This is a genomic window from Kitasatospora sp. NPDC058406, from assembly GCF_042722765.1.
Taxonomy (GTDB): Bacteria; Actinomycetota; Actinomycetes; order Streptomycetales; family Streptomycetaceae; genus Kitasatospora.
In genome coordinates this window covers 1-19,654 of sequence record NZ_JBHXKE010000190.1, presented here as the reverse complement: position 1 = coordinate 19,654, position 19,654 = coordinate 1, and the positions used below count along the sequence as shown (strand labels likewise).

The 19,654-nt window shown below is 75.0% G+C and carries 18 protein-coding genes and 2 pseudogenes; 8 read left to right on the top strand and 12 right to left on the bottom strand.

From position 1 onward, the window contains the following. Positions 1 to 137: 137 nt before the first annotated feature. From ACFWOG_RS29750 to ACFWOG_RS29735, 4 genes are all read right to left on the bottom strand, one after another. The gene (locus tag ACFWOG_RS29750) at positions 138 to 299 is read right to left on the bottom strand and encodes a hypothetical protein (protein WP_329879254.1); all 162 of its coding nucleotides are present in this window, start codon (positions 297 to 299) and stop codon (positions 138 to 140) included. Between the two features lie 341 nt (positions 300 to 640). Further along, positions 641 to 1,855 (bottom strand): cytochrome P450, encoded by a 1,215-nt coding sequence (locus tag ACFWOG_RS29745; RefSeq protein WP_380361937.1) that lies wholly within the window; start codon positions 1,853 to 1,855, stop codon positions 641 to 643. Between the two features lie 142 nt (positions 1,856 to 1,997). After that, a complete protein-coding gene (locus ACFWOG_RS29740) occupies positions 1,998 to 2,243 on the bottom strand; it encodes a ferredoxin (protein ID WP_329879252.1) in 246 nt (81 codons plus the stop codon). Positions 2,244 to 2,478: 235 nt separating this feature from the next. After that, complete coding sequence (locus ACFWOG_RS29735) at positions 2,479 to 4,023, bottom strand: ATP-dependent DNA ligase (RefSeq protein WP_380361934.1); 1,545 nt, start codon at positions 4,021 to 4,023, stop codon at positions 2,479 to 2,481. A 316-nt stretch (positions 4,024 to 4,339) separates the two neighbouring features. Between ACFWOG_RS29735 and ACFWOG_RS29730 the strand changes: the two genes are divergently transcribed. Continuing rightward, positions 4,340 to 4,834, top strand: a complete 495-nt coding sequence (locus ACFWOG_RS29730) for a GNAT family N-acetyltransferase (RefSeq protein WP_380361932.1) — start codon at positions 4,340 to 4,342, stop codon at positions 4,832 to 4,834. A 69-nt stretch (positions 4,835 to 4,903) separates the two neighbouring features. Here ACFWOG_RS29730 and ACFWOG_RS29725 read toward each other — a convergent pair. Further along, a pseudogene (locus tag ACFWOG_RS29725) lies at positions 4,904 to 5,326 on the bottom strand (dihydrofolate reductase family protein); the annotation flags it as partial. 302 nt (positions 5,327 to 5,628) lie between these two features. Between ACFWOG_RS29725 and ACFWOG_RS29720 the strand changes: the two are divergent. The 3 genes from ACFWOG_RS29720 to ACFWOG_RS29710 all read left to right on the top strand — a co-directional run bounded on the left by ACFWOG_RS29720 (position 5,629) and on the right by ACFWOG_RS29710 (position 9,554). Then, complete coding sequence (locus ACFWOG_RS29720) at positions 5,629 to 6,552, top strand: RNA polymerase sigma-70 factor (RefSeq protein ID WP_380361930.1); 924 nt, start codon at positions 5,629 to 5,631, stop codon at positions 6,550 to 6,552. Between the two features lie 139 nt (positions 6,553 to 6,691). After that, positions 6,692 to 7,735, top strand: a complete 1,044-nt coding sequence (locus ACFWOG_RS29715; RefSeq protein ID WP_380361928.1) for a CAP domain-containing protein — start codon at positions 6,692 to 6,694, stop codon at positions 7,733 to 7,735. A gap of 199 nt (positions 7,736 to 7,934) precedes the next feature. Beyond that, positions 7,935 to 9,554: a sigma-70 family RNA polymerase sigma factor gene (locus ACFWOG_RS29710; RefSeq protein ID WP_329951772.1), complete on the top strand. Its 1,620-nt coding sequence runs from the start codon at positions 7,935 to 7,937 to the stop codon at positions 9,552 to 9,554. Between the two features lie 143 nt (positions 9,555 to 9,697). On the opposite strand, the gene ACFWOG_RS29705 is transcribed toward ACFWOG_RS29710, so the two are convergent. The 4 genes from ACFWOG_RS29705 to ACFWOG_RS29690 form a co-directional block, all read right to left on the bottom strand. Next, the gene (locus tag ACFWOG_RS29705; protein ID WP_329879247.1) at positions 9,698 to 9,946 is read right to left on the bottom strand and encodes a hypothetical protein; all 249 of its coding nucleotides are present in this window, start codon (positions 9,944 to 9,946) and stop codon (positions 9,698 to 9,700) included. 101 nt (positions 9,947 to 10,047) lie between these two features. Then, positions 10,048 to 10,938 carry a hypothetical protein gene (locus ACFWOG_RS29700; protein ID WP_380361925.1) on the bottom strand — a complete coding sequence of 297 codons (891 nt, stop codon included), beginning with the start codon at positions 10,936 to 10,938 and terminating at the stop codon, positions 10,048 to 10,050. Beyond that, complete coding sequence (locus ACFWOG_RS29695; protein ID WP_329879245.1) at positions 10,925 to 11,446, bottom strand: SigE family RNA polymerase sigma factor; 522 nt, start codon at positions 11,444 to 11,446, stop codon at positions 10,925 to 10,927. The genes ACFWOG_RS29700 and ACFWOG_RS29695 overlap by 14 nt, the downstream gene beginning before the upstream one ends. Positions 11,447 to 12,012: 566 nt before the next feature. Beyond that, positions 12,013 to 13,554, bottom strand: a complete 1,542-nt coding sequence (locus tag ACFWOG_RS29690; protein WP_380361922.1) for a M1 family metallopeptidase — start codon at positions 13,552 to 13,554, stop codon at positions 12,013 to 12,015. Positions 13,555 to 14,057: 503 nt separating this feature from the next. Here ACFWOG_RS29690 and ACFWOG_RS29685 point away from each other — a divergent pair. Then, positions 14,058 to 14,960: a carbohydrate kinase gene (locus ACFWOG_RS29685; protein WP_380361920.1), complete on the top strand. Its 903-nt coding sequence runs from the start codon at positions 14,058 to 14,060 to the stop codon at positions 14,958 to 14,960. A gap of 48 nt (positions 14,961 to 15,008) precedes the next feature. Here ACFWOG_RS29685 and ACFWOG_RS29680 read toward each other — a convergent pair whose 3' ends face one another. Both ACFWOG_RS29680 and ACFWOG_RS29675 read right to left on the bottom strand, forming a co-directional pair. Continuing rightward, on the bottom strand, positions 15,009 to 15,536 hold the full coding sequence (locus tag ACFWOG_RS29680) for a 2'-5' RNA ligase family protein (protein ID WP_329951768.1): 528 nt from the start codon (positions 15,534 to 15,536) through the stop codon (positions 15,009 to 15,011). After that, on the bottom strand, positions 15,523 to 16,134 hold the full coding sequence (locus ACFWOG_RS29675; RefSeq protein ID WP_380361918.1) for a GNAT family N-acetyltransferase: 612 nt from the start codon (positions 16,132 to 16,134) through the stop codon (positions 15,523 to 15,525). Before ACFWOG_RS29675 ends, ACFWOG_RS29680 begins: the two co-directional genes overlap by 14 nt. Before the next feature lie 49 nt (positions 16,135 to 16,183). On the opposite strand from ACFWOG_RS29675, the gene ACFWOG_RS29670 reads away from it, so the two are divergent. Together ACFWOG_RS29670 and ACFWOG_RS29665 are read left to right on the top strand one after the other, a co-directional pair. After that, a complete protein-coding gene (locus ACFWOG_RS29670; protein WP_329879240.1) occupies positions 16,184 to 16,723 on the top strand; it encodes a hypothetical protein in 540 nt (179 codons plus the stop codon). Positions 16,724 to 16,859: 136 nt separating this feature from the next. Then, a pseudogene (locus ACFWOG_RS29665) lies at positions 16,860 to 17,039 on the top strand (MerR family DNA-binding transcriptional regulator); the annotation flags it as partial. Positions 17,040 to 17,380: 341 nt separating this feature from the next. On the opposite strand, the gene ACFWOG_RS29660 reads toward ACFWOG_RS29665, so the two are convergent. Continuing rightward, positions 17,381 to 18,499, bottom strand: a complete 1,119-nt coding sequence (locus ACFWOG_RS29660; RefSeq protein WP_380361915.1) for a serine hydrolase domain-containing protein — start codon at positions 18,497 to 18,499, stop codon at positions 17,381 to 17,383. A 187-nt stretch (positions 18,500 to 18,686) separates the two neighbouring features. Here ACFWOG_RS29660 and ACFWOG_RS29655 point away from each other — a divergent pair, with 187 nt between their 5' ends. Continuing rightward, complete coding sequence (locus ACFWOG_RS29655) at positions 18,687 to 19,346, top strand: TetR/AcrR family transcriptional regulator (RefSeq protein WP_380361913.1); 660 nt, start codon at positions 18,687 to 18,689, stop codon at positions 19,344 to 19,346. Positions 19,347 to 19,654 lie beyond the last annotated feature (308 nt).

Below are 19,654 nucleotides of genomic sequence, written 5' to 3'. Positions count from 1 at the left end.
GTGCTGTGCCCTGCTGCTGTTCGGTCATGCGCCCATCCTCCCTCGCGGTCCGCCACCGCTCGCGGAGCGGCACCGTCGGTCGCGGAGGCCGCCCGTGGGAGCGGGCGGCCTCGTCGTCACTCCCCCGTCGGGAGCGGTCAGTCGCTCGCCCCCGGCTCCGCCAGGGAATCGCCCTCCGCCTGGGAGGTGTCCTGCGCGTGCTGGTTCTGCATCGAGGTGATGCCCTCCTCCGGGTCGGCCGCGCGGACGTCCTCGTCCCGGTCGGCGCCCACCTCGGAGCGTGCGCTCATGTCGGTCATCGCGGGCTCCTCTGCTCGGGCCGGCCGAGCCGCCCCGATCCGGCGCGACACGCCGCCGTGCCGGACGGACACCGGCCGTGCTCTCTCTCGCCCCTCAAGCCTGCCTCCGCGCCCGCGCCACGGCCAACCGGACCGGCCCGGAAGCCGGCGGGAGGTCGTGCGAAGGACGGTGCGGAGGCCCTACGGAGGCCGCACGGGCGACCTTCGGGGGGAAGGCTGCCCGGCCTTTCGAAGAGCATTCCTGTGACTGACCACCCGACCCGGCCGCCCCCCCCGAGCCCTGCTCCGCGGGACCCCGCCCGCCCCCGGTCGGCCGCCCCGCCGGCCGACGGCCTCCGAGGTCACCAGCTGACCGGCAGCGACCTCAGCCCGTAGATCACCGCCTCGGTGCGGAAGTCCAGCTCGCTCTCCGGCACCGCGAGCCGCAGCCCCGGCAGCCGCCGGAACAGCGTGGCCAGCGCGATCTGCAGCTCCGCCCTGGCCAGCGGCTGGCCCAGGCACTGGTGCACCCCGAAACCGAAGGCGACGTGCCGTCGGGCGTCCCGGCCGAGGTCCAGCTCGTCGGTGGGCAGCCGGTCCTCGCCGCCGAACAGCCGCTCGTCCCGGTTCGCGGTCGACAGCATCGCGATCACGCCCTCCCCGGCGCGGACCGGCGTGCCGCCCAGGTCGACGTCCTCCACCGCCAGCCGCGGCACCCCGGTGTGCACGATGGTGAGCAGCCGCAGCAGCTCCTCCACCGCTCCGGGGAGCGTTGCCGGGTCGGCCAGCCGGGCGGCCTGCTCCGGGTGGCGCAGCACCAGGGCGGTGGAGAGCCCGATCATGTTGGCCGTGGTCTCGTGGCCCGCGACCAGGAGCAGAAGCCCGGTCGTGGCGATCTGCCGGGGGGTGAGGTCGTCGCGGGTCGCGAGCCGGCTGAGGATGTCGTCGCCGGGCCGGTCCCGCTTGCGGGTGGCGAGGTCGCCGAGGTAGTCGAGGAGCTCGTTCTGCGCCCGGGCGACCTCCTCCTTCGCGGCGTTGATGGTGAGCAGCAGCCGGCTGCGCTCCTGGAACGCCTCCCGGTCCGCGTACGGGACCCCGAGCAGCAGGCAGATCACCAGGGAAGGCACCGGCAGCGCGAAGTGGGCGACCAGGTCGGCGGGCGCGCCCTCGGCGGTCATCCGGTCGAGCGCCCGGTCCACGATCTGCTGGATGCCGGGCCGCAGCGCCTCCACCCGCCTGACCAGGAAGTCGCCGGTGACCATCCGGCGGAGCCGGGCGTGCTCGGGGTCGTCGAGACGGAGGAAGGACGGGTTGGTGGCGATGATCTCGCGCTGCCCGACGGTGAGGAACGGGAACTCGGGCCTGCGGGCGTCGGCGCTGAACCGCCGGTCGGAGAGGACCGTGCGGACCTCCTCGTAGCCGGTGACCAGCCAGCAGGAGGTGCCGTCCGGCAGTTCGGCCCGGCTGACCGGGCCGGAGCCGGCCGCTTCGGTGTACACGGGCGGCGGGCTGTACGGGCAACGGGTGTCGTGGCGGGCCGGGAGCAGCGGGGCCGGGGCGGTGGGTGTGCTCGTCAAGGTGAGGTCTCCTCGTATGACGACGTGGGCACAGGTCGACGAAGTGATGCGTGAAGTGATGCGCGAGGCGGGGTACGCGGCACGGTGCGGCGAACGGGGCGCGGCGCGACGGGGTGGTTCAGGGGCGGGGAGGGGCCGGTGCCTACGCCGCGTCGCCGCTCGTCCGGCCGTCGGAGCCCCCGGCGGGGCCGGTGCCCTCGGTGACGGTGATCGCGCCACCCGGGCAGAGCTGGGCGGCGAGCCGGACGTCGGCGAACCGGGAGAGCTCCACGACGACCGGACGAAGCCTCACCAGCCCGTCCGCGTCGTCCTGCTCGAAGAGCTCCGGCACGGTCATGACGCACTGGCCGGAGCTGCAGCAGCGGTCCGGATCGACACTCACGCGCATGGTCGGACACCTCTCACTGGTGTGGCACCGGACTGCCCGGGCCGTGCCGCCCCCGCTGTCGGTGTCAACCTAGCCCCAGTTCCCGTCGCACACGAAGAGTGCGTGGCCGCCTTGCGTAGAATGGCCGGTTTGCCACTGCTCGTGAACGCGTGTGGCAAAACCGACGTTTGATTGCGGATCGGACGGAGTGGCGGGCCGACCGGCCCGGGTGGCCCGGCCCGGTCGCGCGGCGTCCTCACAGCCCTTCGGCGGCGGCGATCTCCCGGACGGCGGCCACGGTGTCCGCCTCGGCCGCGGGCTTGTCGCTCCGGTAGCGCACCACCCGGGCGAAGCGGAGCGCCAGCCCGGCCGGGTAGCGGGGACTGCGCTGCACACCGTCGAAGGCGATCTCCACCACCAGCTCCGGCCGCACCCGTACCGTCCACGCGTCCCGCTCGACCTCACGGGCGAGCAGCGCCGCGGTCTGCCAGGCGAGAGTCTCGTCGGTCAGCCCCTTGAAGGTCTTGCCGAGCATCACCCACGGCCCCAGCCCCGGTTCGGCGCCCGCGCGGGCACCGAGGTGCAGGTTGCTGAGGAGGCCGCTCCGCCGCCCGCTGCCCCACTCGGCGGCCAGCACCACCAGGTCCAGGGTGTGCCGGGGCTTGACCTTGATCCATCCGGCGCCGCGCCGGCCCGCCCGGTAGCCGGCCGCCGGGTCCTTGACCAGCACCCCTTCGTGTCCGCGCGCGAGGGTGGCCCGGAAGAAGGCCAGCGCCTCGTCGCCGTCGTCGGTCTCGGCGCGCGCCACCCGCAGGTCCTCCGGGACGGCCCCGGTCAGGGCGGCCCAGCGTTCCCGGCCGGGCCGGTCCACCAGGTCCTCGCCGTCCCGGTGCAGCAGGTCGAAGAAGTGCACGCTGAGCGGGACCTCGGCGCGCAGGCGTTCCGGGTCCCGGCGGGCGGCGGTCCGGGCGGCGGTCTCCTGGAAGGGGCGCGGGCGGCCGTCGGGGCCGAGCGCGATCGCCTCGCCGTCCAGCACGGCCGACCGGACCGGCAGGGCCAGGGCGGCCTCCACCACCTCGGGGACCCGCGCGGTGATGTCGTCCAGCGAGCGGGTGAAGGCCGCCACCTCGCCGCCGTCCCGGTGCACCTGGAGCCGGATGCCGTCCAGCTTCCACTCCAGTGCCGCCGGGCCGTCGATCCGCTCCAGGGCGGTCCCGACGTCCGGCGCCGAGGCCGCCAGCATCGGCCGGACCGGGCGGCCCACCTCCAGCCGGAACGCGTCCAGCGCCGGCACGCCGCCGCTCAGTGCCGCCGCCGCGACCGCCCGCGCCGAGCCCCGGAACATCAGCGCCCGGCGCACGGCCGCCGCCGGCACCCCGGCGGCGCGCGCCACGGCATCGGCCACCACCGCGTCCAGCGCGCCCTGGCGAAGATCCCCGATCAGGACCGCGCGGAGGAAGGTCTGTTCGGCCTCGGTGGCCCGCTCGAAGAGGCCCGCCAGCAGCCGGCGCCGCTCGGCCTGGGCGCCCGTGCCGTGCACGGCCGAGATCTCCTCCAGGATCCGCTCCGTCTCCCGGACCCCGAGCACGGGCTCGGCCCCGGCGGGCGGCAGATCGCGCAGGGCGGCCGGTCCGATGCCGGTCCGCATCCGCTGGGACTCGCCGGAGAGCAGTGCGACCGCCGCCGGGGCCTCCTCGGGGCCGAGGCCGCGCAGGCAGTCCGCGAGCAGTTCGGTCTTGGCCCGACGGCCCGGCTCGGCCGCGACGGCTCGGGAGGTCAGGGCCAGGTGCCGGAGCAGCATCGCGGGCTCCTCGGGGAACGGGGGAACGGGTGGGCGGGCGGGGTCCAGCATCGACGACGCGGACCGATCGCGCGCGGCGGACACGCCCCGCTGCCGCCCGTCCCGCTCCCGGTCGGGGGTGCCGGGCGGTCGCGCTGCCCCGTTCCGCGCCGCCCTGCCGCCCTGCCGCCCTGTCCGCTGCCGCGGTGGAGTGAGGGCGGGACCGTACTTGGCCGGACTGTCGATCGGCTCCGAACCGACGGTCCGTCATGCTGTCCCGCGACCGCAGGACCGCACCAGGACCGCACCAGGACCGCAGCTACCCGGGGAGCCCGCCATGACGTCCGAGACCACCCCCGCCCGCTGGACCGTGGACGCCCCGGACAGCGGGGACTTCGCCGCCTGGCGGGAGCTGTTCCGGGGGTACTGCGCGTTCTACCGGGTCCCGTGCCCGGAGGAGAAGGCCGAGCTGGTCTGGTCGTGGCTCACCGACCCCGCCCATGAGCTGGACGGCCTGCTGGTCCGCGACACCGACGGCACCCCGGTCGGCCTGGCCCACTACCGCCCCTTCGTCCGCCCCCTGCACGGCGCCGTCGCCGGCTTCCTCGACGACCTCTTCGTCGCCCCGGCCGTCCGCGGCGGCGGCGCGGTCGACGCGTTGCTCGCCCGCCTGCGCGGGATCGCCGCCGAACGGGGCTGGAACACGGTCCGGTGGATCACCGCCGACGACAACCACCGGGCCCGCAGCAAGTACGACCAGGTCGCCGTCCGCACGATGTTCGTCACCTACGACATGCCCCCGGCGGCCTCCGTCGCCGCGACGGGGCACTGACCGGCCGGGTCGTCGGGTCGCAGGGGCGCCGGTCCGTGGCCGGGCCGGGCGGGCCGGGCGCCCGACTCGGCGGGCCCGGTCGTAGACCACGGCCACCGTGCCGTGCTCGCCCGCGGCCTGACTGGCGAGTGTCCACGTCCCGGTGGGCAGGCCGTCGTCGAAGAGTCGGGGGCCGCCGCCGAGGAAGACGGGGCAGACCGTGAGCGCCAGACGGTCGACGAGGTCGGCCGCCAGCAGGGCCTTGATGACGCTCGCGCTGGAGAGCACGAGGATGTCGCCGCCCTCGGCGGACCTCAGATCCGCGACCACCTCGGCGGTCGGTCCGTCGACGATCGTCGTGCGCTCCCAGGGCGCCTCGCGGAGCGTGGAGGAGAGCACCACCTTCTCGGTGTCGACGAGCCACCTCGCGAAGCCCACGTCGCGCGGGTCGGCCCCCTCCGTGTCGAGGACGGTGGGCCAGAACCCGAGGAAGCCCTCGGCGCAGATACCCCCACGGGGGTAGCGGCACGCGGCCGGCCCCGCCGCACGTGGGGGAGGGCAGGCCGTCGAGCCGCCGGACGGGGGTGCGCGTCGGAGGGATGCGCACCGGCGTCGGGTGGCGTGGCGGAGGGCGCGGGCCGGGTGGCGCGGGGCCGTCGCCGGGACCGGCCGAGCGGCCCGGCGGCGGAGGGCCCGGGGGCTGCGGTTCGGGGGTCGGGGGCCCGTGCCGTCGCACCAGGGGTCAGAATGATCATGGAAAGCCGCCTGCGCCGACGAGGCCGGGCCGGAGGGGTGCAGGGGGAAGGGGAGCCGGCATGGGCAAGGTCGAGGAGTTCGAGGAGCTGAGGCCGCTGCTGTTCTCGATCGCGTACCGGATCCTGGGCAGCGTGAGCGAGGCCGAGGACGCCGTCCAGGACGCCTGGCTGCGGTTCGACGGCTCGGCGACGCGGCCGGCGTCGACCAAGGCCTTCCTGTCGGCCACCGTGACCCGGCTCTCGATCGACGTGCTGCGTTCCGCGCGGGTGCGACGGGAGGCGTACGTCGGGCCGTGGTTTCCCGAGCCGCTGCTGAACGATCCGTACGAGGACCCGGCGCGGTCGGTGGAGCTGGCCGACTCGGTGTCGATGGCGGCGCTGGTGCTGCTGGAACGGCTCAGTCCACCGGAGCGGGCGGTGTTCGTGCTGCGGGAGGTGTTCGCCTTCGGCTTCGACGACGTCGCCGCGGCGGTCGGGCGTTCGGAGACGGCGTGCCGGCAACTCCTCGTGCGGGCGCGGCGTCACATGGAGGCGGGGCGGCGGCGGTTCGACGTGGACCGCCGGGAGCGTCGGGAACTGGCGACGCGGTTCCTCGGCGCGCTGAAGGACGGCGACGTGGGCGGGCTCCGGCATCTGCTGGCCGCCGACGTGCAGCTGGTCGGGGACAGCGGCGGCAAGGCCCCGCAGCTGGCCAGGGCGGTCGTCGGCGCGGAGAGCGTGGCCCGGCTGCTGGGCACGGTCTTCCCCCTGCTGGCCCGGGTCGACGTGTCGTTCGAACCTCACCAGGTCAACGGCCAGCCCGGTGCGATCTTCCGCGACCGCGACGGCAGGGTCCTGTACGTCCTGGTCCTCGATGTGCTGGACGGGCGGATCCAGACCGTCCGCAGCGTGATCAACCCCGACAAGCTCGGTCACCTCGGGCCGGTCGCCGACGCCTGGGCGGTCGACCGCGAGGCGAAGCGGGCCCGTCGACGGGCGACCTGACCGCGACCGCGTACTCTTGCCGCGCCTGGCCGAGATGCTTCGGAAATTCGTTCGTACTTTCTGTTATCCCCCCTCCGCCGCGGGGTCTCCCAGGTGTCGGCACCCTCCCGACGGACCCGGATACAGGAAGCGTGCGCAGGTGAACAGCGAAGACCGGACGACCATCCTCCCCGCGACCGGACGCCAGGACGGCGTCGGTGGACGCGCCGCGCGGCGGGCCGCCGCACGGCGTCGCGGGTCCGGCCGCCGCGGCCGGCGGCGCGGCGGCCTCGGACCGATCGTGGCGGTGGTCGCAGCCGTCGCGGGGACCGGGGTGATAGCCGCGCTGGCCGGCGCCGGATTCGCGGTGTACCGCGGCGAGGAGGGCACCGACGGCGGGCAGCAGGCCGTGGCCTACGAGGCGCTGATCGCGGCCGAGGCCGGCGACCATGACGGCATCCAGGTCCCCGGGGCCGGCGCCGTCGACCCGGCCGCCGTGGCCGCGGCCTCCCCGGCCGCCGGTGACCCGGCCCGCGCCGCGACCGCGGCCCCGGCCACCGGCGGCACGTCCACCGGTGGCACGTCCACCGCACCGTCGACGACGCCGTTGCCGTCGGCCTCCGCGGCCGTGCCTGGTCCGTCCGGCTCGGCCGCGCCCGTCTCCGGCTCCGGCACGCCGCGCAACCCCGCCGCGAGCACCTCCGCGTCCGCCACCGCGAAGCCGGAGTCTCCCGCCGCCACGACCGTCACCACCGCCCCCGCCAAGCCGTCCGCGACCAGCGCCCGGCCGACCTCCACCGCCGGCCCCGGCGGGTCGAACAGCCAGTACGCGCAGCAGGTGGCGGACCTGGTCAACACCCAGCGCGCCCAGGCCGGCTGCGGGCCGCTCACCGTGGACTCCCGGCTGAACACCGCCGCCCAGGTCCACAGCGAGGACATGGCGAACCGCAGCTACTTCGACCACGCCAGCCCCGAGGGCAACCACGCCGACCAGCGCATCGAGGCGACCGGCTACCGCTGGAGCAGCTGGGGCGAGAACATCGCGCGCGGCCAGAAGGACCCGGCGGCGGTCATGGAGTCGTGGATGAACAGCCCCGGGCACCGGGCCAACATCCTCAACTGCTCCTTCAAGCAGATCGGTGTGGGCGTCCGGACCGGATCCGGCGGCCCCTGGTGGACGCAGGTCTTCGCCTCACCGTCGTGACCGCGCCCCGTGTCCCGCGTCCCGGATCCGGTCCCGCGTTCGGCCCCGGCGGCAGGGGTCGGGGCCGGGGCCGATCGGGGCGGACCCCCGCTGACCTCGGATTTTCCGAATCCGCGCGAATTGTTGTTATCTGAGCACTCCCCGAAGGTCTCCGAGGAGGCAGCGGCGGACGGACGACAGCAAGACGGAGTGCGGACCCATGAACGTTGACGTGCAGAGCAGGACCGGGACGACCCTGGTGCTCGCGGCCCAGGCGGGCGACCCGCAGGCGCGGGAAGCGCTGGTCGCCGCCTGGCTCCCGCTGGTCTACAACGTTGCCGGCCGGGCGCTGAACGGCCATGCCGACGTGGACGACGTCGCGCAGGAGACGATGATCCGGGCCCTCGACGGCCTGGACGGCCTGCGCGACCCCGAGGCGTTCCGCTCCTGGCTGGTCGCGATCACCATGAACCAGGTCCGTCGGCGGTCGACCGGGCAGCAGCAGGCCGCCGTGGGCGGTCTCGACGAGACCTGGGAGCTGGCCGACCCCCGCGCGGACTTCACCGATCTGACCATCCTCCGGCTCGGCCTCTCCGGCCAGCGCCGGGAGGTCGCCGAGGCCACCCGCTGGCTGGACCCGGACGACCAGGAACTGCTCGCCCTCTGGTGGCTGGAGGCGAGCGGTGAACTCACCCGCGCCGAGCTGGCCGCCGCGCTCGACCTGACTCCCCAGCACACCGCCGTCCGGGTGCAGCGGATGAAGAAGCAACTGGAGGCGGGCCGGGTGGTGGTCCGTGCGCTGACCGCCTACCCGCGGTGCCCCGAACTGGCCGAACTCACCGGAGGATGGGACGGCGCGCCCGACTCGGTCTGGCGCAAGCGGATCGCCCGGCACATCCGGGCCTGCGCCGCCTGCGACGGACTGGGCCGCGACCTCTTCCCGGCCGAGGGACTGCTGGCCGGTCTGGCCCTGGTCCCCGTCCCGATGGACTCCCCGACCGGGCTCGCCCTTCAGGCCGCCTCCGCCGCCTCGGCCGCTCCGCCCGCCGGCTCCGGAGGGACCGGGTCCGGCGCCACGGCGCCCGGCGGCTCCGGTGCGCCCCCGGCCGACCCGGCCGGAGGGCACGGCGGCTGGGCCGAGTTCGCCCGTCGGAAGACCGTCCTGGCCGGCGGAACGGCGGCCGTGCTGGCGGCGGCGACACTCGCCATGGTCTGGCCCCACCACCCGCAGCCCGGCGAGACCGTGCCCGAACCGACCACCCCCGCCGCCGCCCCCGACACGCCGTCGACGGTCTCGATACCCGCACCGCCGGAGCCCCGGCCGGAGACCCCGAGCGCGGTGCCGTCCCCGACCGTCACGGCCGCTGCCGTGCCCGCGCCCGTCGAGCCGCCCGTGCCGAGCACACCGCCGGCCACGGTGAACCCGAGCAGCAGCCGTTCGGCCACTCCGCCGCCCAGCCCGGAGCGCCAGCTGGTGGACCTGGTCAACGCCGAGCGTGCCAGGATCGGCTGCGGCCCGCTGCGGATCGACCCCAAGCTGCACGCGGCCGCCCAGAAGCACTCCGAGGACATGGTGGCGCGCGCGTTCTTCGACCACATCAGTCCGGACGGCACCCGCGCGGACTCCCGGCTGGGAGCGGCCGGCTACCGCTGGTCGCAGTGGGGCGAGAACCTCGACCGGGGACCGAGCGCCCCGGCCGTCGTCTTCTCCCGCTGGATGGACGGCGGGATCCACCAGTCGAACATGCTGGACTGCGCCTTCAAGGACGTCGGCATCGGCGTGGCCGGCGGCCCGGCCGGCCTCTACTGGACCCAGGACCTCGGCGCGCCGCTCGGCTGATCCCCGGCCGGACCACGCGGTCCGGCCAGGGCCACCGGGCCCGCAGGGTCATCGGCGGGGCGACCGCGCCCGCGTGACCGACCGTTGCGCCCACGGTCCGCAGGAGCGTCCGGCCGAGTGTCAGGTCGAGGTCAGGTCGAGTGTCAGGAGGGCAGCCCGACCAGCCCGGGCGCCTGGCCCGTCACGTACCCGGTCGCCTCCCCGACCACCCCGCCGGCGTCTCCGACCTGGCCGGGCAGCGCGTCCGGCGCCGAGGCCGGCAGCGCGCCCTGGAGCGGCCCGGCCAGGTCACCCTGCCCGCCGACGGCGGAGGCGTGGGCGCTGGGAGCGGTCAGGGAGGCCACGACGCCCACGGCGAGCGAGGCGACGGCGAGCATGCTGCGCTTCTTCATGCCCTGTCCAACGACGCTGCGCCACTCGGGTTACGGGCCGCCCCCGGCTGTCCCGCCCCGGCCGCCCCGGCTCGCTCCGGCCGCCCGGCCCCGGCCCGCCGTCACTCGGGGGCGATGGTCGGGGCGTCCACGGCCCCGCCGGTCACCCGGATCGAGTCGAGGATCCGCTCCACCGCCAGCACCGACACGGCGTCCGACACGCGCAGGCACGCGGTCAGCTCGACGACCGCCGGCCCGGACGGCGCCTGCACCGTCCGGTATCCCCGGAGCGTACGGGTTCCGCCCTGGACGACACAGGACTTCTCGGGTACCGCGTAGAAGAGGGGCCCCGTCTGGCCCTTCTGCTCGCCCGTCACCACCGGGTCCCGGACGAGCGTGAGGCCGACCAGCATCCCGCCGGCGTCGAGCGCCCCGTCGGCCAGGCAGACCCGTTCCCTGGTCCCGTTCCTGGTCGGGCACCCCAGCTCGCCGACGAGGGGCTGGCTGGCGGTGTAGCCGCGCGCGTACGCGGTGTCGTCCTTCCGGTTGTCGGTGCCGGGGACCGACAACCGGTACCAGTCGGGCGGGATGTCGATGATCACCCCGTCCAGCTCGGGGAACCTGACCGGCCCGCCGGTGTCCGATCCGGTGCTGCGGCTCGGTGACGCGCTCGGGGCGGCATCCGGTGACGCACTCGCTGACGCGCCCGGGGGCACCGAGCCGGGCGCGACGGGTCCGGAGGACCCCGGAGCGAGCGCCGTACCCGGGGGGCCCGGTGCCAGGGCAGGGGCGGCGGCCAGCACGGCGGCGGTCAGGCCGACGGCCAGCCCGGTCGAGAGGGCGGCGGTGCGGCGCCGCCGCCGGGTCCGGGCGGCCCGCTCGCGGACCCTGGCCATCCGGTCGTCGGGCGCCGTGAGGTGAGGGGCGGCCAGGTGGAGCAGGATCCGCAGTTCGTCCTCGACCTCGGGGCCGGTCGGCCTGCCGTCGTCCGGGTCGGACTCACGCCCCGTCACGGTGTCCTCCGTGCAGCAGAAGCTCGCGGGTGGGCATCTTGCCCCGCAGGGCCTGAAGGGCGCGGTGCGTCTGACTCTTGACCGTGCCCGGGGAACAACCCAGGACCTCGGAGGTCTCCTCCACACTGAGGTCCTCGAAGAATCTCAGCACCACGACGGCCCGCTGCCGCGCCGGCAGTGCCCGGACGGCGGCGGCCACCACCTGGCCGACCACCACGTCCTCGAACGGGTCCGCGTCGGTCGGCGGCTCGGGCAGCCGGTCGTGCGGCAGTTCCCCGTGCCAGCGCCGGCGCCACCAGGAGACGTGCGAGTTCACCAGCACCCGCCGGACGTACGCCTCGGGCCGGTCGATGGAGATCTGCTCCCAACGGGGCCAGACCTTGGCGAGCGCGGTCTGCAACAGATCCTCGGCCAGATGCGGATCGCCCGTGAGCAGCCACGCCATCCGGAGCAGCCGAGGGCTGCGGGCGGCGACGAACTCCTCGAAGTCCGGTGTCGCGTCCCTCATCCTGCTGCCCCCGCCATGCCGTTTCCGCCGTTGTCTCGGTCGCCTCCGCCGCCGTGCCGACGACGGAGGCCCTGCAGGTCGGCCGTGGCCGCCGTGTCCTCGCTGTCGTTCTCACGGCTGCTGAACGCGTTGGACCGGGCTTCCGGTTGCCTCGCCGCAGTGACATTCCGAGCCCCGGCCGGACGGGCGGTGTCCGTTCCGCCGTCGGCCGGACGTAGGGCTGCGACCCGGCAGGGGTCGGCTCCACGGTAGGTGAACCGGGAACCGCCCCGTACGGCGCCCCCGGTCCCGCGCGGCGGTGGGTCTCGCGTCCGGTGACCGGTTCTCGAAACGGTGGTCCGTTCCCGGACGGTGGACGGCCCGCGAGCCGGCCGGGACTTTGCCGGGCGGCGGGCGGGCCGTGGACACCACGATCCGCGCGTCCGCCGGGGCCGTCCAGGGGCGCGCGGACGGCGCCAGGGCGCACCGACCCGGCGCGTCGGTCCGCCCGACCGGTCCGGACCGCAGGTTCGGAGGGCCGAACCTGCGGGGATCCGGAGCCGTCCAGGTTCAGAGCCGCCCAGGTCTCAGAGCGTTCCGGAGCCGCGCGGTGCCTCGGTGCTCCGGCGGGCGGCGCGTTCCACCTGGTCCACCGTCCAGTCCGGGTGGCCCGGCATCGGCGGGGTGTGCTCGCCGTACAGCCACTCCGTCAGGAACCCGCTCAGCTGCTGCCCGGAGACCTCGTCGGCGGTCCGCAGGAAGTCGGCGGTGGTGGCGCTGCCGTTCCGGTGGCGCTGGAGGAAGGCCCGCTCGATCCGGTCGAACACCTCGGCGCCGACCCGCTCCCGCAGGGCGAACAGGACCAGCGCTCCGCCGGTGTACCGCTGGCTGTCGAAGAGGGTGGCGGCGGTCGGGGCGGCGACCGGGCCGGAGTCGTGGCGCCACTGGTCGCCCTTGGCGTACACCGACCGCATCCGGTCCGCGAGGGTGGTGTAGCCGGACGAGTCCGGCCAACCGCGCTCGTAGCGGTACATCAGGCCGTAGAAGTCGGCGTGGCCCTCGTTCAGCCAGAGGTCGGCCCAGGTGCCGGGGGAGACGCTGTTGCCGAACCAGGAGTGCACCAGCTCGTGCACCATGTGCGAGCCGATCAGGTGCTCGGGCTGGCGGAGGAAGTTCGGCTTGTAGAGCGTGAGCGTCTGCGTCTCCAGTCCGGTGAAGTCGAACGCCGCCGGGTCGTCCGTGTCGGCGGGCATCAGGCCGTACGTCTCGAACGGGAACCGGCCGAGGTGCGCCTCCGCCCAGGCGAGCTGTCCGGGGGTCAGCGCGAGGGCGGGCTCCAGCGCGGCGGCGCGCGCGGTGGGGACGACGTCCCGCAGCGGCAGCCCGCCCGGGCCCCGGCTCTCACGCACCGTGTACCGGCCCACCGACATCTGGACCAGCTCGGTCGCCATCGGCTCCCGTGAGCGGTAGCGCCGCGTGGTGGTGCCGTCGGTGTTCGGCTCGGTGGCGGCGAGCAGTCCGTTGGCCACGCCGTACAGACCGTCCGGCGCGGTGACGGCGATGGCGAAGCGGGCCTTGTCGCCGGGGCGGTCGTTGCACGGGAAGACGGTGTGCGCGCCGTCCGGCTGGCCCGCCACCGCGAAGCCGTCGGGTGTCACCACCCAGCCGGTGTGCGGCAGCGCGGCCCGCGGATCGGCCGTGTAGGCGACCTCCACCCGCAGGGCCGCGCCGCGCCGCACGGGCCGGGCGGGTACCACGGTCAGCTTCTCGTCGTGCGTGCGGAACTCCGCCGGCCGGCCGTCGACCCGGACCGCGTGCACGGTCAGCCCCAGGGCGTCCAGCTCCAGGCTGCGCAGCGCCGTGAGCGCCCGGGCGGTCAGCACGGTGGTGCCGTCCACGGTGCGGGTGTCGGCCCGGTACGTGAGGGCGAGGTCGTAGGCGAGCGCGTCGTAGTCGGTCGTGCCGAGCGAGGGGAACACCGGGTCCCCGGTGCCCGCGGTCGCCTCCGCGCCCACGTCCGCGCCCGGTACCGGGACGGCCGAGACCGGCGGGGCGAGGCCGAGCAGGGCGGTGGCGGTGAGGGCGAGGGCGGCGGCAAGGGCGGAGCGGCACCTCGACAAGGTGATCACCTCTCTCGTGTCGTACGGCGCGCTCCACGGCCCGGGCGCGGCCCGGTCCCGCAGAGCGACCTTCCGGACACGGAACGTAGCAGAGGGGTCCGACAACCCCCAGTCCGTTCGCTCCCGTCGACCCTGCCGCCGCCGCACGACACGCGGCCGTCCCTCGGACGGACCAGTGCGGTAGCCGGGCGGCTGCGCAGTGTCATAGGTTCGGAGAGCCCCACCCCCTGACGGGCGGGGCCACGGTCGCCGGAGAACCTGGCCAGGTCCGGCGGCCGTACTCATGCCTACGGTCGCACCCGCGCTCCCCGGCCGCACCCCTGCGGCCGGCCGTCCCCGACCGACCGCCCCGCTGCTCCCGCCCGGCCCGCCCGCGTCCGCCGGTGGTGCAGCCGCTGTCTGCGCGCCCGCCGTCCGCGCCGGACCGCGCCGGACCGCCGCCTCGTAGGCTGGGCAGCCGTGCCGGCCGCCCAGCAGCCCCGCCGGTGCCCCGGACCGGCAGGAGCAGCCCCGTGACCAGCCCGCACTTCGTGGTGATCGGCGAATGCGTCGCCGACGTCGTCCGCACCGACGGCGCGCCCGACACCGTCCACCCCGGCGGCAGCCCGGCCAACGTCGCGTACGGGCTGGCCCGGCTCGGGCTGCCGACCGCCCTGCTGACCCAGCTCGGCGACGACCCCTACGGCGGCTTGATCCGGGCCCACCTGGAGTCGGCCGGCGTCGCCGTCCTCGCCGGCCCGGCGGAGGGGCTGCGCACCCCCTCCGCGGTGGTCCGGCTCGACGGCGAGGGGCGGGCCCGCTACACCTTCGACATCGGCTGGACCCTCCCGGCCGGTGAACTCCCGCACCCGCCCGGCCACCTGCACATCGGCTCGATCGCCGCAGTCACGGAGCCCGGCGCGGCCTCGGTGCTCGCGCTGGTGGAGCACTGGCGAGGCCGTGCGGGCGTCAGCTACGACCCGAACGTCCGGCCCGCGCTGCTGGGAGGGCGCGACGAGGCCGTCCGCCGGGTCGAACGGTGCGTCGGGCTCAGCGACCTCGTCAAGGCGAGCGACGAGGACCTCGCCTGGCTCTACCCGGGCCGTGACCCCGAGGACGTCGCCCGCCACTGGCTCGGCCTCGGCCCGGCCACCGTCGCGGTCACGCTCGGGCCCGACGGCGCCTTCGCCGTCACCTCCGACGGTCGCCGCAGCGAGGTGCCGGCCCGCCCGGTCGAGGTCGCCGACACCGTCGGCGCCGGCGACGCCTTCACGGCCGCGCTGCTCCACGCCCGCCACACCGGCGCGGGTCTCGACGAGGCGCTGACCCGGGCCGCCACCGCGGCGGCGCTGACCGTCTCCCGCCCCGGCGCCAACCCGCCCGACGCCGCCGAACTCGCGGCAGCCCTGGATACCCCGGCCTCCGCGCCGAACTGACGGTACGTCAGGTAGGCGCGGATCGCGTGGCGTTCGGCGATCCGGTCCTCACCCCGCGCCCAGTGGGCGGGCCAGCTGCGTCTCGGAGTCGAAGCTGCGGGCCGCGTCGAAGCTGCCGACGTGGTCGGGGTGCCGGCCGAGCAGGGTGTGGGCGAGGGCGACGTCCTCGGGGGTGAGGCGGCGGGTGAGCGACAGATGCGGGGACCAGCGGCCCGGCACGTAGTGCTGGTCCGGGTCCTCGGCCCCGTCCAGCGCCTCCCAGACGCGGTGGTGCAACAGGACCAGATCGAGGGTCGGCACCACCGGCAGGCTCAGCACCCGCCGTCGGCTGCGCGCGCTGAACGAGAGCAGGCCGGTCAGCCGGACCGTCAGCGGCAGGGCGTCGCGGAGCAGCCGGTCGAGCCGCTCGGTGGCGCCGTCGGGCATCCGGGCGCACGAGGCCAGTGTCAGGTGCGGGCGGTGACCGGGGTGGGTGTTGTGCGCGAGGCTGTCCACGCCGCCGTCCGCCAGCCGCTGCCAGACCGTCCGCACGGCGCGGTCGAACGGCGCGTCGCAGAGCAGCTCAACGGTCTGCACGGTGCCTGCCGACCGCCGGTGCCGGCACGCTGCGTCCGGCCGGGGCGGAGCCCCCGGCCGCGCGGTCCGTCCGGCCGGGCGCGAGGTCCTTGCCGTACCAGACCTCGGCGTAGGGGCTGGTGCTGTAGGCGGGAATGTCCCGGTAGCCGTGCCGGAGGTACAGCGTGCGGGCCTCGACCAGGTCGAGACGGGTGTCGAGCACGACCCGCGCGGCGCCGAGCTCCCGGGCCGCCTCGTCGACGGCGGCCAGCAGCTGCGCGCCCCCGCCGGTGCCGCGCCGCGAAGGGCGTACGTACACCCTGGTCAGCTCCACCGTCCGGGGGTCGAGCACCCGCAGGCCGGCGCAGGCGTCGGCCGCGCCGTCGTACCGCCCGAGCAGGAACACCCCGGTGGGCGGGGCGAGGTCGTCGCTGGGCGAGTCGGCCAGCCCGGCCTCGATCTCCTGCGCGGTGCCCTCCCGGCCGAGGTGGAGCCGGTAGTACCGGTTGGCGACGTCCACGTAGTACTCCCGCAGCAGCGCCAGGGCCTCCGGGGAGCCGACGTCGGCGGCCGAAACGGTCCAGGATTCCGCGGTCCCGCGTGGCGTGCTGTTCGTCATGCGCGCATTATCGGTGCCCCGCGGCCCCGGCTGCGAGCCGTTTTCGATCATGCCGGACACCGGACGCCCGGTACGGTTCCGTACCGTGGATCCACGCCCCCTGCTCCTGTTGGACGTCGACGGACCGCTCAACCCGTACTACGCGACGGCGGCGGAGCGCCCGCCGACGTACCGGCCGCTCCGGACCGAACCTGCCTGGGCCTCCGGGCCGGTGGAGGTCTGGCTGGACCGGGCGCACGGCGCGCAGCTGCGGGCACTCCCGTACGACCTCGTCTGGGCGACCACCTGGCAGGACGGCGCGAACGCGTGGATCGGTCCGGCGCTCGGGCTGCCGGAGCTGCCGCACATCCCGCTGCCGGGCCCGGCGGAGTGGCGGCCGGACGACACCTGCCCGAAGACCTGGCCGATCGTCGACTGGGCTGCCGGACGGCCGTTCGCCTGGGTGGACGACGACATCGGTCCGGCCGACCGTGCGTACGTGGCCGAGCACCATGCCGGTCCCGCGCTGCTGCACCGGGTGCATCCCGCCCGCGGGCTGACCGCAGCCGACTTCGAGGCCCTCGCCGCCTGGGGCCGAGCACCGGTATGACGGTCGGGTCGGCGACCGGTGGCGGCGGAGCCCGGTCGTACGCAGCCGCACGAGGTGCTGCGGGGGCGGGAGTGGGGTGCTCGACCCTCACGCGGCGTCATGCGGCATCGTCGGCGGCGTGGAGGAGCACCTGACCGTGGGGCGTGTGGCCGAGCTGGCCGACGTGAGCGTCCGCACGCTGCACCACTACGACGAGATCGGCCTCGTGCAGCCGTCCGCGCGGACCGGGGCCGGGTACCGGGCCTACGCGGCGGCGGACGCGGAGCGGCTGCGGGAGGTGCTCGCCTCCCGTCGGCTGGGCTTCGGACTCCGCGACGACCTCTCCTCGGGCCGCTGGGCCGAACGCAACCGCGACCTCGTCGCCCTCGACGCGGCCGAGCTCGGCCTGCGCCTGCTCATCGCCTGAACCGCCGTACGTCTCGGACGTCTCGGACGTCCGTGAAGTCGGGCGCGAGTCGGACGAACGCGTCCTCCAGCTCGTGGAACAGCACGTGGCGCGCGTCGAGCTCGGCGAAGGGGTTGGCCGAGCTCGACGCGGAGGGCGCGGCTGTGCTCGACCGGGACGGTGAGGACCCGGTTGCCGCCGATCACGAGGGTGGGGCTCGATGCGCGGGAGCAACTGGTTGATGTCCACCCGGAGGTCGCGGGCGGTTTCGGTCAGCCGTACATCGCGATCCGGTACAGCGTCGCAAGCGCGTCGTCGATGGGGTGAGGCTGCGGCCTGCCGGAGGAGTCGAGCCTGTTCCACCTCTGCATGTTCACCGCGACCGCCATCTGTCGCTTGCCGTCGGCACGGATCATGGCCAGTGCCCCGCCACCCCAGACCGTGCCGCCGTGGCCCCAGAAGGTGCCCTGACCGGGACTCTCCACCGGGTACAGGCCGAGGCCGTAGTCGATCGTCTTCCCCTCCTGGGAGATGACCGGGCCGGTGTGTTGCATCTGTGCCAGCGACGACGGGCTGACGATCTTCCCGGCCAGCAGCATGCCGTAGAAGCGGTTGAGGTCCGCGACGGTCGATATCAGCGAGGCCGACGGCCCCACCCACGACATGTCGTAGACGCTGTAGTCGCGCGGCGGGTCGATCATGCCGAACCACGCCTCGTAGAGCTTCGAGTGCGGCCCGGTGACGTGCGGCCCGGCGGGGAGTTCGGTGTCCCGGAGCCCGGCGCGCTCGATGACGTTCCGGGTGATGTACCGCTCGGCCGTCGTGCCGGTCACCTGTTCCAGGAGTTGGACGAGGAGCAGGTAGTTGGTGTTGGAGTACACGCCCGGAGTGCCGCCCGGGACACCGACGGCCGGCGCGCCGACCCCCATCTCGATCAGTTCAGCGGGGTCGAACCGCGTGAGGCGATGGTCGTCCAGGCTCTGCGGTCCGGTGTCCGCGAGGGCGGGGAGCGCCTTGAGGGAGGGATAGGCGTACGGAAGGTACTCGGCGAGGCCGCTGGTGTGGTTGATCAGCATCCGGACCGTGATGGCGTCACCGCGTTCGCCGGGGACCAGCTTCGGAAGGTACCGGCCGATCGGTGTGTCGAGGCCGAGGTGACCGCTCTCGACCTGCTGCAGGACGGCGGCGGCGGTGAAGGTCTTGGTGATGCTGCCGACGCGGTGCCGCATGCCGGCGGTGACGGGGCGGCCGGTGGTGACATCGGCGACCCCGGCGGCGCCGCGCCAGACCTGGCCGTCGTCCCGCACCTCGGCGAACAGGCCCGGCATCCCGGCGCGGTGGACGTCCTCGATGGCGGCGTCCAAGGCCGCGGAATCCAGTGGGTTCTTCACGTCATGCGTCCTTTCGTGTTCCTCGGGGTGAGCGCCGCACCGGCCGCCCGACCCGGATGACAAGGCACGCACGGCACACCGGCCCGTCTCCTGCCGGGCCGTGCGGCATATCCATGTCCTCATTATGCACGCGGTGCGTGCAACACCAAGTGCATGGGTTAGGCTGAGATCCGGCGAGAGGAGCAAGATGGCAGGCCGAAGGCGCTGGTCGACCGAAGAGATCCTGGATGCGGCGGCGGAGCTGCTGCGCACGGGCGACGCGGATTCGTTCAGCGTGCGCAAGCTGGCGGCGGCCCTCGGGACCGACTCCTCCAGCCTCTACCGGCACTTCCGCAGCAAGACCGAACTGCTGCGCGCGGTCGCCGACCGGATCCTTCTCGAGGCCATGGACGGGCACCGCCCCGAGGGTGACTGGAAGCAGCGCATCACCGCCCTGGCCCTGCGCGTGAGAGAGGCCTTTGGCCGGCAGCCCCAGCTCGCCGCGGTCTGGGGACGCTACGCGTCAGGCGGCACCGGTTCCCGGCTGGTCATGGAAGAGGTGCTGGAGGCTCTGCGCGCGTCGGGACTGCCGGACGAGGAGATCCCGGCGCGCTACCACCGGATCGCGGTCCTCATCGCCGCGTTGATCGCCTCCGAGGCCGGGGTCAGCACCGTCACCCCCGAAGAGTACGAACAGGGCATGGAGCTGTTCCGCGTCGCGGTACTCGGCGCCGACCCCGAACGCTTCCCGGCCCTGGCCCACTTCGCCCGCGACGTCCGCCCTCTCGGGGCGGACCGCCGCGCCGCGTTCGAAGAGATCCTCGCCGCCCAGCTCGCCCACATCGAGGCCGCAGTCGGCCCGAGCTAGCCCTCCCCGTCGGATCCTGCCGGGTGCACGAGGCGGGGCATCCCCCCGGCCTCCGGCCGGGGGAGGTGCTCCCACCTGCACGCATCGGCGAATCATCCACGTACGACCCGGTACGAGGACGGTCCGCCGGCACGCCCGACCGGGCGCCCGGCACCGCGCTGATCCGACGAGAATCCGGCAGGGAGAGCGCCCGCCACGGCTGATTGATCCCCGAGGCCGCAAGCCGGCTGCCCGCCGGACGGGCGGGTCCCCTGGATGAACAGGCCGCGGGCGTCTGCCGGCTGCCCCGGGCCGGGTCCCGGGGCAGC

Bases quoted from the DNA above. Each gene is read 5' to 3' on its own strand.
- ACFWOG_RS29730 (WP_380361932.1), top strand. From the start codon at position 4,340: ATGACGTCCGAGACCACCCCCGCCCGCTGGACCGTGGACGCCCCGGAC.
- ACFWOG_RS29675 (WP_380361918.1), bottom strand. From the start codon at position 16,134: ATGACGAACAGCACGCCACGCGGGACCGCGGAATCCTGGACCGTTTCG.
- ACFWOG_RS29695 (WP_329879245.1), bottom strand. From the start codon at position 11,446: ATGAGGGACGCGACACCGGACTTCGAGGAGTTCGTCGCCGCCCGCAGC.
- ACFWOG_RS29720 (WP_380361930.1), top strand. From the start codon at position 5,629: ATGGGCAAGGTCGAGGAGTTCGAGGAGCTGAGGCCGCTGCTGTTCTCG.
- ACFWOG_RS29735 (WP_380361934.1), bottom strand. From the start codon at position 4,023: ATGCTGCTCCGGCACCTGGCCCTGACCTCCCGAGCCGTCGCGGCCGAG.
- ACFWOG_RS29705 (WP_329879247.1), bottom strand. From the start codon at position 9,946: ATGAAGAAGCGCAGCATGCTCGCCGTCGCCTCGCTCGCCGTGGGCGTC.
- ACFWOG_RS29710 (WP_329951772.1), top strand. From the start codon at position 7,935: ATGAACGTTGACGTGCAGAGCAGGACCGGGACGACCCTGGTGCTCGCG.
- ACFWOG_RS29655 (WP_380361913.1), top strand. From the start codon at position 18,687: ATGGCAGGCCGAAGGCGCTGGTCGACCGAAGAGATCCTGGATGCGGCG.
- ACFWOG_RS29750 (WP_329879254.1), bottom strand. From the start codon at position 299: ATGACCGACATGAGCGCACGCTCCGAGGTGGGCGCCGACCGGGACGAG.
- ACFWOG_RS29670 (WP_329879240.1), top strand. From the start codon at position 16,184: ATGCCGGACACCGGACGCCCGGTACGGTTCCGTACCGTGGATCCACGC.
- ACFWOG_RS29740 (WP_329879252.1), bottom strand. From the start codon at position 2,243: ATGCGCGTGAGTGTCGATCCGGACCGCTGCTGCAGCTCCGGCCAGTGC.